Origin of the sequence: Burkholderia stagnalis, from assembly GCF_902830275.1 — a bacterium.
Classification (GTDB): Bacteria; Pseudomonadota; Gammaproteobacteria; order Burkholderiales; family Burkholderiaceae; genus Burkholderia; species Burkholderia stagnalis.
Genome location: NZ_CADESW010000016.1, coordinates 138737 through 154661, shown reverse-complemented (window position 1 = coordinate 154661; position 15925 = coordinate 138737). Strand labels below are relative to the sequence as shown.

Annotated in this window: 12 protein-coding genes; 7 read left to right on the top strand and 5 right to left on the bottom strand. The window is 69.0% G+C overall.

What is annotated here, in order from left to right; translation table 11 throughout:
• Positions 1 to 774 carry an ABC transporter ATP-binding protein gene (locus tag HWY45_RS25405; protein WP_059564812.1) on the top strand — a complete coding sequence of 258 codons (774 nt, stop codon included), beginning with the start codon at positions 1 to 3 and terminating at the stop codon, positions 772 to 774.
• 30 nt (positions 775 to 804) lie between these two features.
• Here the strand turns inward: HWY45_RS25405 and HWY45_RS25400 are convergent, their stop codons facing one another.
• From HWY45_RS25400 to HWY45_RS25380, 5 genes are all read right to left on the bottom strand, one after another.
• Positions 805 to 1275: an Lrp/AsnC family transcriptional regulator gene (locus HWY45_RS25400; RefSeq protein ID WP_059564811.1), complete on the bottom strand. Its 471-nt coding sequence runs from the start codon at positions 1273 to 1275 to the stop codon at positions 805 to 807.
• A gap of 126 nt (positions 1276 to 1401) precedes the next feature.
• The gene (locus HWY45_RS25395; protein WP_230946825.1) at positions 1402 to 3792 is read right to left on the bottom strand and encodes a mechanosensitive ion channel family protein; all 2391 of its coding nucleotides are present in this window, start codon (positions 3790 to 3792) and stop codon (positions 1402 to 1404) included.
• Between the two features lie 219 nt (positions 3793 to 4011).
• Positions 4012 to 4653, bottom strand: a complete 642-nt coding sequence (locus HWY45_RS25390; RefSeq protein WP_059802843.1) for an NAD(P)-dependent oxidoreductase — start codon at positions 4651 to 4653, stop codon at positions 4012 to 4014.
• 134 nt (positions 4654 to 4787) lie between these two features.
• On the bottom strand, positions 4788 to 5240 hold the full coding sequence (locus HWY45_RS25385; RefSeq protein ID WP_059882794.1) for an Rrf2 family transcriptional regulator: 453 nt from the start codon (positions 5238 to 5240) through the stop codon (positions 4788 to 4790).
• Between the two features lie 95 nt (positions 5241 to 5335).
• A complete protein-coding gene (locus HWY45_RS25380) occupies positions 5336 to 5758 on the bottom strand; it encodes a BCAL1086 family glycoprotein (RefSeq protein WP_059882888.1) in 423 nt (140 codons plus the stop codon).
• Positions 5759 to 5949: 191 nt separating this feature from the next.
• Between HWY45_RS25380 and HWY45_RS25375 the strand changes: the two genes are divergently transcribed.
• The 6 genes from HWY45_RS25375 to HWY45_RS25350 all read left to right on the top strand — a co-directional run bounded on the left by HWY45_RS25375 (position 5950) and on the right by HWY45_RS25350 (position 15925).
• On the top strand, positions 5950 to 6285 hold the full coding sequence (locus HWY45_RS25375; protein ID WP_059882797.1) for a hypothetical protein: 336 nt from the start codon (positions 5950 to 5952) through the stop codon (positions 6283 to 6285).
• A gap of 241 nt (positions 6286 to 6526) precedes the next feature.
• Entirely contained in the window at positions 6527 to 7720 is a 1194-nt protein-coding gene (locus HWY45_RS25370) for an ammonium transporter (RefSeq protein WP_059802845.1), read from the top strand.
• Between the two features lie 158 nt (positions 7721 to 7878).
• Positions 7879 to 9837 carry a PhoX family protein gene (locus HWY45_RS25365; RefSeq protein WP_059564805.1) on the top strand — a complete coding sequence of 653 codons (1959 nt, stop codon included), beginning with the start codon at positions 7879 to 7881 and terminating at the stop codon, positions 9835 to 9837.
• A gap of 535 nt (positions 9838 to 10372) precedes the next feature.
• Positions 10373 to 11197 carry an IclR family transcriptional regulator gene (locus HWY45_RS25360; RefSeq protein WP_059802849.1) on the top strand — a complete coding sequence of 275 codons (825 nt, stop codon included), beginning with the start codon at positions 10373 to 10375 and terminating at the stop codon, positions 11195 to 11197.
• 252 nt (positions 11198 to 11449) lie between these two features.
• Positions 11450 to 12796 carry an MdtA/MuxA family multidrug efflux RND transporter periplasmic adaptor subunit gene (locus HWY45_RS25355; RefSeq protein WP_059882799.1) on the top strand — a complete coding sequence of 449 codons (1347 nt, stop codon included), beginning with the start codon at positions 11450 to 11452 and terminating at the stop codon, positions 12794 to 12796.
• Between the two features lie 15 nt (positions 12797 to 12811).
• The gene (locus tag HWY45_RS25350; RefSeq protein ID WP_059802852.1) at positions 12812 to 15925 is read left to right on the top strand and encodes an MdtB/MuxB family multidrug efflux RND transporter permease subunit; all 3114 of its coding nucleotides are present in this window, start codon (positions 12812 to 12814) and stop codon (positions 15923 to 15925) included.

The window sequence follows — 15925 nt, the reverse complement described above, 5'->3', positions numbered from 1 at the left end:
GTGAACCTGCTCGAACTCGACGCCCTCACCCTCGCCTACGACACGCCGCAGGGCCGCCGCACGGTGGTCGACGGGCTCAGCCTCGCGCTGCCCCGCGGCGACATCGGCTGCCTGCTCGGCGCGTCCGGCTGCGGCAAGACGACCGTGCTGCGCGCGATCGCCGGCTTCGAGCCGGTGCGCGCGGGCCGCATCGTGCTGGACGGCGCGAGCGTCGCGTCGCCGTCGGTCGACGTGCCGCCCGAGCGGCGGCGCATCGGCATGATGTTCCAGGATTACGCGCTGTTCCCGCACCTGAGCGCCGCAGACAACGTCGCATTCGGCCTGCGGCGGCGGCCGGCGGCCGAACGGCGCGCGCGCGTCGCCGAGATGCTCGCGCTGGTCGGCCTGGCGGACGCCGCCGGCGCGTATCCGCACGAGCTGTCCGGCGGCCAGCAGCAGCGCGTCGCGCTCGCCCGCGCGCTCGCGCCGTCGCCGGAACTGCTGCTGCTCGACGAGCCGTTCTCGAACCTCGACGTCGATACGCGCGAGCGGCTCGCGTTCGAGCTGCGCGACATCCTGAAGCGCACCGGCCACACGGCGATCCTCGTCACGCACAACCAGGCGGAAGCGTTCGCGATCGCCGACCGCATCGGCGTGATGCAGCACGGGCGGCTCGCGCAATGGGATACGCCGTACGCGCTGCACCACGCGCCGGCCAGCGCATTCGTCGCCGACTTCGTGCGCCGCGACGCGCTTGCCGACGAACGCGCCCGCGCACTCGCGCGCGGCCGCTGACCGCGACGGCGGCGCGCGTCGAACCGGCGCTTACGCCGGCTCGGCGACGTCGCGCACGGGCAGCGCGGTCGAATACTTGATCTGCTCCATCGCGAACGACGAGCTGACGTCGAACAGCGGCACCGCGCGGATCAGCTGCTTGTAGACGCGATCGTAGTCGTCGATGCCCGCGACCACGACGCGCAGCAGGTAATCGGTCTCGCCGCTCATCCGGTAGACCTCGACGACTTCGGGCATGTCGCGCACGGCCTCCGTGAAGCGCAGCGCCCACTCCTCGGTGTGCTGGTTGGTGCGCACGGCGACGAACACCGTCGTGCCGACGCCCAGCTTGCGCGGATCGCACAGCGCGACCTGCGCGCGAATCGCGCCCGTCTCCTTGAGCCGCTGCACGCGCTTCCAGCACGGCGTCTGCGACAGGTTCACGCGTTGCGCGAGCTCCGCAATCGGCAGCGTGGCATCCGCTTGCAACAGCTCCAGCAGCTTGCGATCGATGGCATCCATTTCCCCGGCCCTTTGTCGATAGAAATTTATTCTATGCACATAGCATCCCGGGGAACAATATGAAAACTGCTTGTCCGCGTCGACCGGTATAAATACCGACATGCGCGTCAGGCCGCCGGCGCCGGCTCAGGTTGCGCCGCCGTCACGCACGGCCGAGGCCGAGACCGAGGTCGAGGCCGGCGCCGCATGCGCCCCGTCCGCCGGCGCGACCGGCGCCACCGTCGCCTCGTTGGCCGCCCCGACCTCGCCGGCCGCGGTCACCGGCCCTTGCGCGGCGCCGTGCCTGGGCGGCGACACCACCTGCATCTGCGGCACCGGAATCTCGATGCCCGCCGCTTCCATCCTTGCCTTCACGCGCGCATTGAACGCGCGCATCACCGTCGCCTGCTGCAGCGGCTGCGTGCGGATCTGCCCCTTGACGATCAGCCAGTTCGGCTCGAACCGGTCGAGCCCCCACACCTCGACGCCGCCGAGCATCTGGCGCCGCACCGTGAAGTCGCTCCACAGGTCCGACCCCGCGTCGTGAATCAGGCGCGTGATCGCGTCGACGTCGGCGGACAGCGGCGCACGCACCTCGAACACCGCGCAGCCGAAGTCGCGCGACAGGTTCTTGACGATCTTGATCTGCGAGAACGGGATCGCGTGCAGCGCGCCCTGCCCGTCGCGCAGCCGCACGGTGCGGATCGACAGGTGCTCGACGGTGCCCGCGTGGCCGCCGTCGACGTCGATCCAGTCGCCGACCGAGATCGTGTCCTCGACGATGATGAACAGCCCCGTGATCAGGTCGGACACGAGCGACTGCGCGCCGAAGCCGACCGCGAGGCCGATCACGCCGGCGCCGGCGAGCAGCGGCGTGACGTTGATGCCGAGGTTCGCCGCGGTGACGATCGCGGCGATCGTGATGATCGACACGAACACCACGTTGCGCACGAGCGGCAGCATCGTGCGCGCGCGCACGCTCGGATTGCGGCCGCGCCGCGCGGCGGCCGAGTTGAGCGCCTCGAGAATCGCGGTGTCGACGATGATCCACACGAGCCACGACACGAACCACGTGACGACGATCGCGGACATCGCCTGCGCGATGCCGCGCGCGGCCACGCTGTGCTCGACGATGCGCGCGATCGAGATGCCCCACAGCCGCGACGTCAGCTCGATGTAGCCGAGCCAGACGAACAGCGTCGCGAGCGAACCGGCGAAGCGCACGAGGCGCGCGACGTACGCGGACTGGTTGCGCCGCACGCGGCGGTGCGCCGGGTTCGGCCGCGTGATGCGCAGCACGACCGCCGACAGGAAGAACGCGAGCACCAGCAGCAGCGCGGTGACGATCGACGTCTGCAGCAGGTTCGACGACGTGCGGCTGCCCGCGAGCGTGCCGAACACCGCGGCGAACGCGAGCAGCAGCACCGGCACCGGCCACAGCCACGCGGCGAATTCGGCCATCTCCGTGGTCGCGCGATGGCCCGTGCGCTGCGCGTAGCTGCGGTTGCGGATCAGGTGCGCGACCGGGCGCCGGTAGGCGAGCGCGAAATACGCGCACAACGTGGCCGCCGCCATGTTCGCGACCGTCGCGATCAGGCCCGCGAGATTGGTGCCGAGCAGGTGCCCGACATCGTAGTTGAGCAGCGCATCGCCGAGCGCGCCGAACGCGCCGATCACGCGCAGCAGGCGCCACGAGCGCTCGATCAGCACGCGCCCCGCCGCGCGGCGGTGGCCGGCGCTGAAAAGCGCGAACATGATCAGGCACAGCGCCGCGAACACCGAACCGGCGACGATCGCGTACGCGATCACCAGCGCGACGGTGCGGCCGAGCGATTCCGGCAGGTTGCGCGCGATCGTCAGCACGAGCACGAACGCGATGATCCACGGGCCGACGCGGCGCAGCGCGAACATCAACATCTCGTGCGCGCTCGGGTTCGGATTGAGCCTCATCGCCACGCCGAGGCGCGCGGCAAGCCGCTGCTGGATCGCGATCAGCACGACCGCGCACGCGCCCCAGCCGACGAGCAGCAGCGCGAAGTCGAGCAGCACGCGGCCGAACGAGTCGGGCCCGTGCCCGCTCATGATCGTGTACAGCTCGTTGCCGGCCGCGTTGAAACGGCCCGCCCAGTAGCGCACGGGCGAGTCGCCCTGCTTCATGCTCGATTCGACGGACGCCATGCCGGACGCGATCGCGCCCCACAGGCCCGCGTTCGCGGCCGACGCGGCCGATGCGCCGGACGCTGCCTGCGCGGTCTGCGCGACGTCGCGCAGCGCCTTGAGCTGCGACACGAGCGCGCTGCGCTGCCGGTCGTTGTCGAGCATGCGGATCACCGCATTGAACGACTGCGCGATCTCGGCGGCGCTCGCCGGCGACGGCGCCGATGCCGCCGCGGCGCCCGACGCAGCCGCGCCCGACGCCGCCGACGCGGGCGCATCGGCCACCGCCGGGGTCATCAGCGTCTGGAAAGCGGCGAGTCCGGGCACGGCCGCAGCCGATGCCGGCTGTGCGCACGCAAGCGCAACGCCGAATACGACCATGCCGGACGAGATACGGGGCCGGAGCGGCCGGCCCGTCGCGACGCGGCGGAACAGCAACACAAGACAGCAGGCCATCAAGGCCCAGCCCAGAAATTGCAAGGAGAACGAAAGCAAATTGCGATCCTGTCTGGGGTAACACGGATCGCCTAGTGTAGCCGCAAGCGGCGGCGGCCCCGCCGAAACGGGCCGGCAGCCGCGTCATGCGGCCTGCCGTGCGGCTCAGTACGCGACGGTCGCGATCTCGCGCACGAAGCTGCCCTGCTCGAGCGCATCGACGAACGCCACCGCGTAGTCTTCCGTCGAGATCTTGCTGTCGCCGTTCGCATCGACGATCAGCGCCCCGACGCCGGTGCGGAACACGCCCGTGCGCTCGCCCGGCGCGATCAGCGCGGCCGGCGCGAAGAACGTCCAGTCGAGATCGTTGACGGTGCGCAGGAACGCGAGCGCATCGCGATGCGCGAGCGCGACCGGCTTGTACGCGTCCGGAAAGCCGTCGACGTCGACGAGCTGCTTGCCCGGCGCGACTTCGAGCGAACCCGCGCCGCCCACCACGACGAGCCGCTTCAGGCCCGCCTGGCGCACGCCGTCGACGAGCGCGCGCGCGGCCGCGACCACCTTCGCCGTATCGTCCTGCTTCGGGCCGTACGCGCTCGCGACGACGTCGTGGCCCGGCAGCGCGGCCGCGATGCTGGCCGGATCGAGCAGGTCGGCGGCCTTCGCGGTGATGCCGTTGGCGCTCGCGCCCGGCGTGCGCGACAGCGCCGTCACGCGGTGGCCGCGTCGCGCGGCCTCGGCGGCGATGCGCGAGCCGATCGTGCCGGTGGCGCCGAAGAGTGCGATGTTCAAGGTACGTTGCGTCATGTCGATTCTCCAAAAAATATGTAACTTTTCCAATTACATATAAGTGCGAAAAAAATGGGACGATCCATTGATCGACCCCGTTGCGCCGGCCGCCGCTGTCGCGCCGCCCGGCTCACTGCCCTGCTGCCCGCCCGTCAGCCCGCGCCGGCCGAATGCAGCCGAAGCTGCTCGGAATTCAGCACGTCGGCCGTCACGTCGGCCAGCGTGCGGGTCGCCAGCGACGCTTCCATCGCGCGCTGCGCATCGCCGATGTAGTCGGTCAGCGCACCCTGGATGTGCCGCCCGACGAGACACGCGGGATTCGGCGCCTCGCGGTGCAGCGCGAACAGCTGCGCGTCGTCGACTGCCCGGTAGACGTCGAGCAGCGTGATGCCGCCCGGCTCGCGCGCCAGCAGCGCGCCGCCGCCGGCGCCGAGCTGCGACGTCGTCAGCCCGGCGGCCGCCAGCATCGACAGCAGCCGGCGGATCAGCGCCGGGTTCGTGTTCACGCTGCCGGCGATCATGTCGGACGACAGCGGCTCGCCTTCCTGCATCGACAACAAGGCAAGCACGTGCACGGCAAACGCGAAGCGGCTGCTGGTATTCATTCCTGACTCACTCGGCGTCGCCGGCCCCGACTGCGGCCGGCAACATATGTAACCATGATAAGTACATTTAACGGATCGCGCAAGTGGCCGATCAATCAATGGCCGCTTGCCGGCGTAGCCGCGGATGCGCCCTGCTGGCTCCATTGCTGGAGCTTGCGGCCCGCCTCGGCGATCCGTGCGCCAGCCTCGGACGCGGCGTGGGCGACGACCGCGGACGCTGCCGCATCGAACTGCGCCTGCGCGGCGGACGCGAGGCCGCTCGCGGAGAGCGGCGGCACGGCCGACGCCGCGGACGCGATGCCCGCCTTCGCGACCCCGAGCTGCTGGTTGACCGTGCTGGCCATCTGGTCGATCGCCTGCGTCGCGTGCTTCGCGACGTCGGCGGCCGCGCTCGCGGCGGTGTCGGATTGCGGGGGCGGCGCGTCCTGCTTGTCGCATCCCGCGAGCAGCAGCGCCGCGCACGCGGCGGCGGCCGCCAGCGCGGGCCCGCCTCCCAATCGCCATGTCTTCATCTTCATCAGCATGTCCTGGCCGCGCGTCGCACGGCCTTCCTAGTTGAACCGACGACGATGATACCGCCGATGCCCGCCGCGTTCGCCAACCGCAGGTTAAAGATAGCTTTCAATTTCGGACTCGTCTGATTCAATCGCGCGCGCGATCCCTCTACAGTGATGCAGCTTCAACCCGCCTCGCCCGCATCCCGACGTCCATGAATTTCCTCATCAACTGGCTCATCGCCCTGGCGGCCCTGCTGGCCGTCAGCCTGTTCCTGTGCCTGCGCGCGCCGCACACGCGCCATCCGGCCGATATCGGCCGCCAGCGCCGCATCGAATCCGCCCGCCTGATGTCGCAGGCGATCCTCGGCTTCTGGACGGCCGCGCTGATCGTCGTGCGCGGCATCCTGATCAGCGATGGCGACAACGCGTCGCCGGCGGGATGCGCGGCGATCGCGTTCGCCGCGCTCGGGCTGGCGTCGGTCGCCGCTTACTGGGCGGTGTGCGCGCTGCGGCTGCGCCGCCCACGCGCGTTGTTTACGCACGCCTGACGCGCCACCGAGGTGCGCACGCCGCACCATCCGGCATCTCGCGCGCACCAGCCCGACCCACGCCGCACCATGTGCGTGCGGCCCGTACCCTCTCCCGGTCGCCGCCGTGACGCCACGGTGCACCCGCGCACCGTCGGCATGCCGCGCCGCGCGGCGCGCCGCACCAATTCCACGCAGGCATTCACCAGCTTGGCTCGATTTTTGCGTTCCTTGCCCGTTTTTTGCGCAAGGAAGCCTTGGAATGGATGGTCTGAAATCCGGCGTCGATACGCTGTTCCTGTTGATCGGCGCCGTCATGGTGCTCGCGATGCACGCGGGCTTCGCATTTCTCGAGCTGGGCACGGTGCGCCGGAAGAACCAGGTCAATGCGCTCGTGAAGATCCTGGTTGATTTCTCGGTGTCGACGATCGCGTACTTCTTCATCGGCTACACGATCGCGTACGGCGTCGAGTTCTTCGACGACATCGGCACGCTGTCGCAGCACAACGGCTATGCGCTGGTGCGCTTCTTCTTCCTGCTGACGTTCGCCGCGGCGATTCCGGCGATCATCTCCGGCGGCATCGCCGAGCGCGCGAAGTTCAATCCGCAGCTCGTCGCGACGCTGATCATCGTCGGCTTCCTCTACCCGTTCTTCGAAGGGATCGCGTGGAACGAGCGCTACGGCGTGCAGGCCTGGCTCGCGCACGCGTTCGGCGCGCCATTCCACGATTTCGCGGGCTCGGTCGTCGTACACGCGTTCGGCGGCTGGATCGCGCTGCCCGCGGTGCTGCTGCTCGGCGCGCGCCACGGCCGCTACGGCAACGACGGCCGGATCGCCGCGCACCCGCCGTCGAACATCCCGTTCCTCGCGCTCGGTGCGTGGGTGCTCGCGGTCGGCTGGTTCGGCTTCAACGTGATGAGCGCGCAGACGCTCGACAAGGTGAGCGGCCTCGTCGCGCTGAACTCGCTGATGGCGATGGTCGGCGGCACGCTCGCCGCGTGGTTCGCGGGCCGCAACGACCCGGGCTTCACGTACAACGGCCCGCTCGCGGGGCTCGTCGCGGTGTGCGCGGGCTCCGACGTGATGCACCCGATCGGCGCGCTCGCGACCGGCGCGGCGGCCGGCGCGCTGTTCGTCGCGATGTTCACCCGCGTACAGAACAAGTGGCGCATCGACGACGTGCTCGGCGTGTGGCCGCTGCACGGGATGTGCGGCGCGCTCGGCGGCATCGCGGCCGGTGTGTTCGGGCTGCCCGCGCTCGGCGGCCTCGGCGGCGTGTCGTTCATGTCGCAGCTCGTCGGCACGCTCGGCGGCATCGCGATCGCGCTGGCCGGCGGCACGCTCGTGTACGGCGCGCTGAAGGCGACGGTCGGCCTGCGCCTCGACCGCGAGGCGGAATTCGACGGCGCCGACCTGTCGATCCATCGCATCTCGGCAACGCCCGAGCGCGATTGAAATTCGAGCAGGCGCTCGACACCCCTACAACTTCAATTCAAAAAACTTTCATCGAGCGTCCCTAAACTGCTGTCCAGTTTTCAATTCGCCTTCGTACGGCTTGCGATCGCAAGCAACGTGAAGGCGACATTCTTCCAACAACCGAAACTGGACACCACATGCCCGCGTTGCCCAATGCTTCCCGTCGTCACGCCCTGAAGATCCTCGCCGGCGCACCCATGCTGCCGCTCTCCGGGCTCGCGCTGCCCGCCATGCTGACGGGCTGCGGCGGCGACGACAATCCCGCGTCGACGCCGGCCGCCGCCGCGTTCGCCGCGGCGACGTTCTCGCCGATGGCGGCGCCCACGCTCGCCAACGCGGCGGCCATGGCCACGACGACGGTCGGCTCGACGCTGTCGGTATCCTTCGCCGACGGCACGTCGACCAACTACACGCTCGCGTACAAGCCGTTCTTCGTGACGGGCGACCTGGTGCCGGACGGCAAGGGCGGCACGATCCTCGCGGGCGGCTACTACGACATCAACAACCAGCCGATCATCGACCGCTCGGTCGCGGGCAAGGAGCGCCAGTTCTATTCGGACTGCCCGGACGGCAGCTCGCTGCTGACGCTGAAGAACGCCAGCGTGGCCGGCGTGAAGGGCAACACGGTGTTCGCGGTCGTGCAGTTCGAATACACGACGCGCGACCAGGCGAGCGTGTCGCAGTACGGCCAGCTGCCGTCGCCGATCGCGGTGCTCACGCTCGACCAGGATCCGGCCACCGGCGCGCTGAAGCTCGTCAAGTACCACAACGTCGACACGTCGAAGGCGCACGGCCTGTGGATCACCTGCGGCGCGAGCCTGTCGCCGTGGGGCACGCACCTGTCGAGCGAGGAATACGAACCGGACGCGACGAAGGCCGCGACCGACGCGCAGTTCAAGGCATTCAGCAAGAACACCTTCGGCGACGAGACGAAGGCGAACCCGTACCACTACGGCCACCTGCCCGAAATCACCGTGAACCCGGACGGCACCGGCACGGTGAAGAAGCACTACTGCCTCGGCCGCATCTCGCACGAGCTGATCCAGGTGCTGCCCGACCAGCGCACCGTGATGATGGGCGACGACGCGACCAACGGCGGCCTGTTCATGTTCGTCGCCGACAAGGCGGCCGACCTGTCGGCCGGCACGCTGTACGTCGCGAAGTGGACGCAGACGTCGTCGGCCGGCGCGGGCGCCGCGACGCTCACGTGGATCAGGATCGGCCACGCGACGAGCGCCGAGATCGAGGCGCTCGCGAACACGCTGAAGGCATCGGACATCATGGACGTCGCGACGACCGATCCGGCCGACGCGAGCTTCACCAAGGTCCACTTCGGCGGCAAGTTCAACTGGATCCGCGTGAAGCCCGGCATGGAAAAAGCCGCCGCGTTCCTCGAGACGCACCGCTACGCGGCGCTGCTCGGCGGCAGCATGGGCTTCACGAAGCTCGAAGGCACGACGGTGAACGCGAAGGACAAGATCGTCTACACGGCGATGTCGCGGATCGAGACGTCGATGGTCAAGGGCAACGCGGCGTCGCGCGACGTCGCGGTCGACAAGAAGATCGCCGCGGGCGCCGTCTACGCGCTGAACCTGAAGGGCGGCCAGCGCGACACGACGGGCGCCGCGATCGACAGCGAGTGGGTGCCGGTCGACATGGCCGCGCCGGCCGCGCTGGTCGGCGAGGATCTCGCCGCCGCGGACGCGCTCGGCAACCTCGCGAACCCGGACAAGATCGCGAACCCCGACAACCTGAAGTTCTCGGAAAAGCTGCGCACGCTGTTCATCGGCGAGGACTCGGGCATGCACGTGACCAACTTCCTGTGGGCGTACAACGTCGACACGAAGGCGCTCGCGCGCGTGCTGTCCTGCCCGGCCGGCGCCGAATCGACGGGCCTGCACGCGGTCGACGAGATCAACGGCTGGACGTACATCATGAGCAACTTCCAGCACGCGGGCGACTGGGAGTCGCCGCTGCACGACAAGGTCAAGCCGACGCTCGACCCGCTCGTGCGCGCGAACTACAAGGACCGCTTCGGCGCGAGCGTCGGCTACCTGACGGCCGAGCCGACGAGCATCAAGCTCGCGAAGGCCTGACGCCCGGCGCAGCCCCCGCTTCTTCATCACGTTTCATTCGTCGGCTCTACGCCGTCTTTCGCGCGATGCCCCTGCGGCATCGCGTTTTTTTTGCGCGCGCGCCGGCAGCGCGCATTCGCGCGGGACGATTCGGGGACGGGGGGATAATGCGGGCCGGGCGCGCAGATGGCGCTGCGCGGCGAACGGACAAAAAAAAGCGCCACGGAGACCGTGGCGCTAAAAAAGTTCTAGCCATTCCGAGGGCCGTGCTAGAACCTGAGAGACTGCGCGAAACAACGTTGCCGGTTAAACTCCGAAACGATGTTTCGAAAACGTGAGACATTCTTTCCGTTTCCGACCGACAAGTCAAGCGGTATTTGCAGCTGCCGATACGGTTTACAGTGTTGCAAGCTTCAGCGTTTTCCTAATAAACCAAGGGTGAACCCGTAAAATCCCATACGATGAACGGTTCATCCGGATAACATGCATTCTTTGACAATCATCCTACAAATCAAACAAAATTGAAATCAAGTTTCGGAAATAGAGAGAACGCCCCGTGTCGACACCCGTGAACCCGCCTGCTCCCCGCGAACGCGATTCGTCCCCCGACGAGATTACCGCGCTTGCGCGCGGCCTGGCCGTGCTGCGGCGCATCGCCGCCGCCGACGCGCCGGTCAGCAACCGCGAGCTGACCGAACTGACCGGTATTCCGAAGCCGACCGTGTCGCGCATCACCGCGACGCTCGTCAGCGCCGGCTTCCTGTTCCAGTTGCCGGACAGCGAGCGCTTCGTGCTGACCGCGTCGGTGCTCGAGCTGAGCCATGGCTTCCTGCGCAATTTCGACATCCGCGCGCGTTCGCGGCCGTTCATGATCGAGCTGGCCGAACGCACGTCGCTGTCCGTGCACCTCGCGGTGCGCGACCGCCTCGACATGGTCGCGATCGACGTGATCCGGCCACGCTCGGCGGTGCTCGTCACGCGGCTCGAGATCGGCTCGCGGATGGACATCGCGCGCACCGCGGTCGGCCGCGCGTATCTCGCCGCCCTCGACACCGACGAACGCCGCGCGCTGATCGACGCATTGCGGGCCGCCGCCGGCGACGACTGGCCGCATGTGTTCGCGCGGCTCAACCCGGCGCTCGACGAAGCGGCGCGCGACGGCCACACGATCGCGATCGGCGAATGGCGCGAGGGCCTGAACGCGGTCGCCGCGGGTTTCGTCGGGCCGTCCGGGCAATGCTATTCGGTGAATTGCGGCGGCGCGGCGCATCAGTGCCCACCCGAATGGCTCGCGGAGCACGCGGTGCCCGCGCTGCACGAATGCATCGCGAAGATCACGCGCGAGATCGGCGGCGCACCGGCCCGGCGCAGCCGCGCGTAATTGCACCCGCGTGCACCCGCGCGCGGTCCGGCGCGTTCTGTAACGACCGTAACCCGTTGAAAGATAGACCGCTGGACTGTAACGGGGACGGCACGTAGCATCATGCCCATCGTCGCGCCGCCCTCGCGGTGCGCACAGCTCTTTTCCCGCGCAGGCCGCGGCCGGGCCGGCCCGCCTGACGCCGCATGCCCACGCGCAGCCCGCTTCGCCGCCTACTTCGCGGCACGCCGCGCCGTCTTCCAGACCGAACCGATGGACAACCAACAAAAGCCCACGCCCCCCGCACACGAACCTGTGCCCGCCTCCCCCGCCGCACGCCGCCCGCGCCGCACGCTGATGCTCGGCGCGCTTGCGCTCGCCGTGGCCGGCGGCCTGCTGTGGTGGCATCCGTGGAGCGGCGCGCCCGCCGGCAAGCCCGGCGCGGATGCCGACGCGGGCGGCGGCCGGCATGGCCGCGGCGGCCCGGCCGCGATGGCGAGCATCCCGCAGCCGGTCCAGGTGGCGACCGCGACGCGCGGCGAAATGCCGGTCGTGCTGTCCGCGCTCGGCACCGTGACGCCGCTCGCGAACGTGACCGTCAAGACGCAGCTGTCCGGCTACCTGCAGTCGGTCGCGTTCCAGGAAGGCCAGCTCGTCCGCAAAGGCGACGTGCTCGCGCAGATCGACCCGCGCCCGTACCAGAACGCGCTCGCGAACGCCGAAGGCACGCATGCGCGCGACCAGGCGCTCCTCGCGACCGCCCGCCTCGACCTGAAGCGCTACCAGACGCTGCTCGCGCAGGATTCGATCGCGTCGCAGCAGGTCGACACGCAGGCGTCGCTTGTCAAGCAATACGAGGGCACGGTGAAGACCGACCAGGCCGCGATCGATTCGGCGAAGCTGAACCTCGTGTACGCGCGCATCACGGCGCCGGTGTCGGGCCGCGTCGGCCTGCGCCAGGTCGACCCCGGCAACTACGTCACGCCGGGCGACACGAACGGCCTCGTCGTGATCACGCAGATCCAGCCGATCAGCGTGCTGTTCACGACCTCCGAGGACAACCTGCCGCAGATCCTCAAGCAGGTGAACGCCGGCAAGAAGCTGTCGGTCACCGCGTACAACCGCAACAACACGGTGCCGCTCGAGACGGGCGCGCTCGAGACGCTCGACAACCAGATCGACACGGCCACCGGCACGGTCAAGCTGCGCGCGACCTTCGCGAACCAGGGCGGGCTGCTGTTCCCGAATCAGTTCGTCAACACGCGGCTGCTCGTCGACGTCGTGCGCGACGCGACGATCGTGCCGACCGCAGCCGTGCTGACCGGCTCGATCGGCCAGTTCGTGTACGTCGTCAAGCCGGACAGCACGGTGACGGTGCGCAAGGTGAAGGTCGGCCCGGTCGACGGCGAGCGCACCAGCATCACCGACGGCCTCGCGGTGGGCGAGCGGGTCGTCACCGACGGTTCGGACCGCCTGCGCGAAGGCGCGAAGATCACGATCCCGGCCGACAAGCCGAAAAGCGCATCGGGCGCGAACGGCGCGAGCGGCGCCTCGGGAGCCTCCGGCGCGAAGGGCGAGCACCGCGGCCGGCATCACGGCGGCGCATCGCAGGCTCAATAACGCGCAGGCCGCACGATGAATCCGTCCCGCATCTTCATTCTCCGGCCGGTCGGCACCGCGCTGCTGATGGCGGCCATCCTGCTGGCCGGCCTCGTCGCGCTGCGCTTCCTGCCGCTCGCGGCGCTGCCGCAGGTCGACTACCCGACCATCCAGGTCCAGACCTTCTATCCGGGCGCGAGCCCCGAGGTGATGACGTCGTCGGTCACCGCGCCGCTCGAGCGGCAGTTCGGGCAGATGCCGTCGCTGAACCAGATGTCGTCGCAGAGCTCGGCCGGCGCGTCGGTGATCACGCTGCAGTTCAGCCTCGACCTGCCGCTCGACATCGCCGAGCAGGAAGTGCAGGCCGCGATCAACGCGGCCGGCAACCTGCTGCCGTCCGACCTGCCCGCCCCGCCGATCTACGCGAAGGTCAACCCGGCCGACGCGCCGGTGCTGACGCTCGCCGTCACGTCGAAGACGCTGCCGCTCACGCAGGTGCAGGATCTCGCCGATACGCGGCTCGCGATGAAGATCTCGCAGGTCGCGGGCGTCGGCCTCGTCAGCCTGTCGGGCGGCAACCGGCCGGCCGTGCGGATCCAGGCGAACCCGACCGCGCTCGCACAGTACGGGCTGAACCTCGACGACCTGCGCACGACGATCTCGAACCTGAACGTCAACACGCCGAAGGGCAACTTCGACGGCCCGACGCGCGCGTACACGATCAACGCGAACGACCAGCTGACGAGCGCCGACCAGTACCAGGACGCCGTCGTCGCATACAAGGGCGGCCGGCCGGTGATGCTGACCGACGTCGCAAAGATCGTCGCCGGCTCGGAGAACACCAAGCTCGGCGCGTGGGTCGATTCGGAGCCCGCGATCATCCTGAACGTGCAGCGCCAGCCGGGCGCGAACGTGATCCAGACGGTCGACGCGATCAAGGCGCAGCTGCCGAAGCTGCAGGAATCGCTGCCCGGCGCGCTCGACGTGCGCATCGTGACCGACCGCACGACGATGATCCGCGCGGCCGTGCGCGACGTGCAGTTCGAGCTCGGCGTCGCGGTCGCGCTGGTCGTGCTGGTGATGTACCTGTTCCTCGCGAACGTCTACGCGACGATCATCCCGAGCCTGTCCGTGCCGCTGTCGCTGATCGGCACGCTCGCGGTGATGTACCTGTCCGGCTTCTCGCTGAACAACCTGTCGCTGATGGCACTGACGATCGCGACCGGCTTCGTGGTCGACGACGCGATCGTGATGATCGAGAACATCGCGCGCTACGTCGAGGAAGGCGACTCGGCGCTCGAGGCCGCGCTGAAGGGCTCGAAGCAGATCGGCTTCACGATCATCTCGCTGACGGTGTCGCTGATCGCGGTGCTGATCCCGCTGCTGTTCATGGGCGACGTGGTCGGGCGGCTGTTCCACGAATTCGCGATCACGCTCGCGGTGACGATCGTGATCTCGGCGATCGTGTCGCTCACGCTCGTGCCGATGATGTGCGCGAAGCTGCTGCGCCACTCGCCGCCGCCCGAGAGCCACCGCTTCGAGGCGCGCGTGCACCAGGCGATCGACCGGGTGATCGCGCGCTACGCGGTCGCGCTCGAATGGGTGCTGAACCGCGAGCGCTCGACGCTCGTCGTCGCGGTGCTGACGCTCGTGCTGACGGGCCTGCTGTACGTGCTGATCCCGAAGGGCTTCTTCCCGTCGCAGGACACCGGCGTGATCCAGGCGATCACGCAGGCGCCGCAGTCGATCTCGTACGGCGCGATGGCCGAGCGCCAGCAGCAGCTCGCCGCCGAGATCCTGAAGGATCCGAACGTCGAGAGCCTGACGTCGTTCATCGGCGTCGACGGCACCAACATCACGCTGAACAGCGGCCGGATGCTGATCAACCTGAAGGCGCGCGACCAGCGCAAGGAAACCGCGGCCGAGATCATCCGCGGCCTGCAGCAGCGCGTGTCGCACGTGCCCGGCATCTCGCTCTACCTGCAGTCGGTGCAGGACCTGACGATCGACTCGACGGTCAGCCCGACGCAATACCAGTTCATGCTGACGAGCCCGAACAACGACGAGTTCGCGACCTGGGTGCCGAAGCTCGTGTCGCGCCTGAAGCAGGAGCCGTCGCTCGCCGACGTCGCGACCGACCTGCAGAACGGCGGCCAGTCGGTGTACGTCGAGATCGACCGCGCGAGCGCCGCGCGCTTCGGCATCACGCCCGCGACCGTCGACAACGCGCTGTACGACGCATACGGCCAGCGCATCGTGTCGACGATCTTCACGCAGTCGAACCAGTACCGCGTGATCCTCGAGTCCGAGCCGCAGATGCAGCACTACACCGACTCGCTGAACAACATCTACCTGCCGTCCGCCGGCGGCGGCCAGGTGCCGCTCGCGTCGATCGCGACGTTCCACGAGCGGCCGTCGCCGCTGCTCGTCGCGCACGTGTCGCAGTTTCCGTCGACGACGATCTCGTTCAACCTCGCGCCCGGCGCGTCGCTCGGCGAGGCGGTCAAGGCGATCGCCGCGGCCGAGCAGGACATCGGCCTGCCCGCGTCGTTCCAGACCCGCTTCCAGGGCGCGGCGCTCGCGTTCCAGGCGTCGCTGTCGAACCAGCTGTTCCTGATCCTCGCGGCGGTCATCACGATGTACATCGTGCTCGGCGTGCTGTACGAGAGCTACATCCACCCGATCACGATCCTGTCGACGCTGCCGTCGGCGGGCGTCGGCGCGCTGCTCGCGCTGATGATCACCGGGCACGACCTCGACATCATCGGCATCATCGGCATCGTGCTGCTGATCGGCATCGTGAAGAAGAACGCGATCATGATGATCGACTTCGCGCTCGAGGCCGAACGCGCGGAAGGCAAGCCGCCGCGCGAGGCGATCTACCAGGCGTGCCTGCTGCGCTTCCGGCCGATCCTGATGACGACGCTCGCCGCGCTGCTCGGCGCGGTGCCGCTGATCGTCGGCGCCGGCGCGGGCTCCGAGCTGCGCCAGCCGCTCGGCATCGCGATCGCCGGCGGCCTGATCGTGTCGCAGGTGCTGACGCTGTTCACGACGCCCGTGATCTACCTCGGCTTCGATTCGCTCGCGCGCCGCGTGCGCGGCTGGTTCGAACGCCGCGGCCCGGCCGCCGGCACGCGCACGGATGCGTAA

Excerpts from the sequence above, each read along its gene's own strand:
- HWY45_RS25400 (WP_059564811.1), bottom strand. The coding sequence starts at position 1,275 with ATGGATGCCATCGATCGCAAGCTGCTGGAGCTGTTGCAAGCGGATGCC.
- HWY45_RS25355 (WP_059882799.1), top strand. The coding sequence starts at position 11,450 with ATGGACAACCAACAAAAGCCCACGCCCCCCGCACACGAACCTGTGCCC.
- HWY45_RS25395 (WP_230946825.1), bottom strand. The coding sequence starts at position 3,792 with ATGGTCGTATTCGGCGTTGCGCTTGCGTGCGCACAGCCGGCATCGGCT.
- HWY45_RS25365 (WP_059564805.1), top strand. The coding sequence starts at position 7,879 with ATGCCCGCGTTGCCCAATGCTTCCCGTCGTCACGCCCTGAAGATCCTC.
- HWY45_RS25375 (WP_059882797.1), top strand. The coding sequence starts at position 5,950 with ATGAATTTCCTCATCAACTGGCTCATCGCCCTGGCGGCCCTGCTGGCC.
- HWY45_RS25380 (WP_059882888.1), bottom strand. The coding sequence starts at position 5,758 with ATGAAGATGAAGACATGGCGATTGGGAGGCGGGCCCGCGCTGGCGGCC.
- HWY45_RS25370 (WP_059802845.1), top strand. The coding sequence starts at position 6,527 with ATGGATGGTCTGAAATCCGGCGTCGATACGCTGTTCCTGTTGATCGGC.
- HWY45_RS25350 (WP_059802852.1), top strand. The coding sequence starts at position 12,812 with ATGAATCCGTCCCGCATCTTCATTCTCCGGCCGGTCGGCACCGCGCTG.
- HWY45_RS25390 (WP_059802843.1), bottom strand. The coding sequence starts at position 4,653 with ATGACGCAACGTACCTTGAACATCGCACTCTTCGGCGCCACCGGCACG.
- HWY45_RS25385 (WP_059882794.1), bottom strand. The coding sequence starts at position 5,240 with ATGAATACCAGCAGCCGCTTCGCGTTTGCCGTGCACGTGCTTGCCTTG.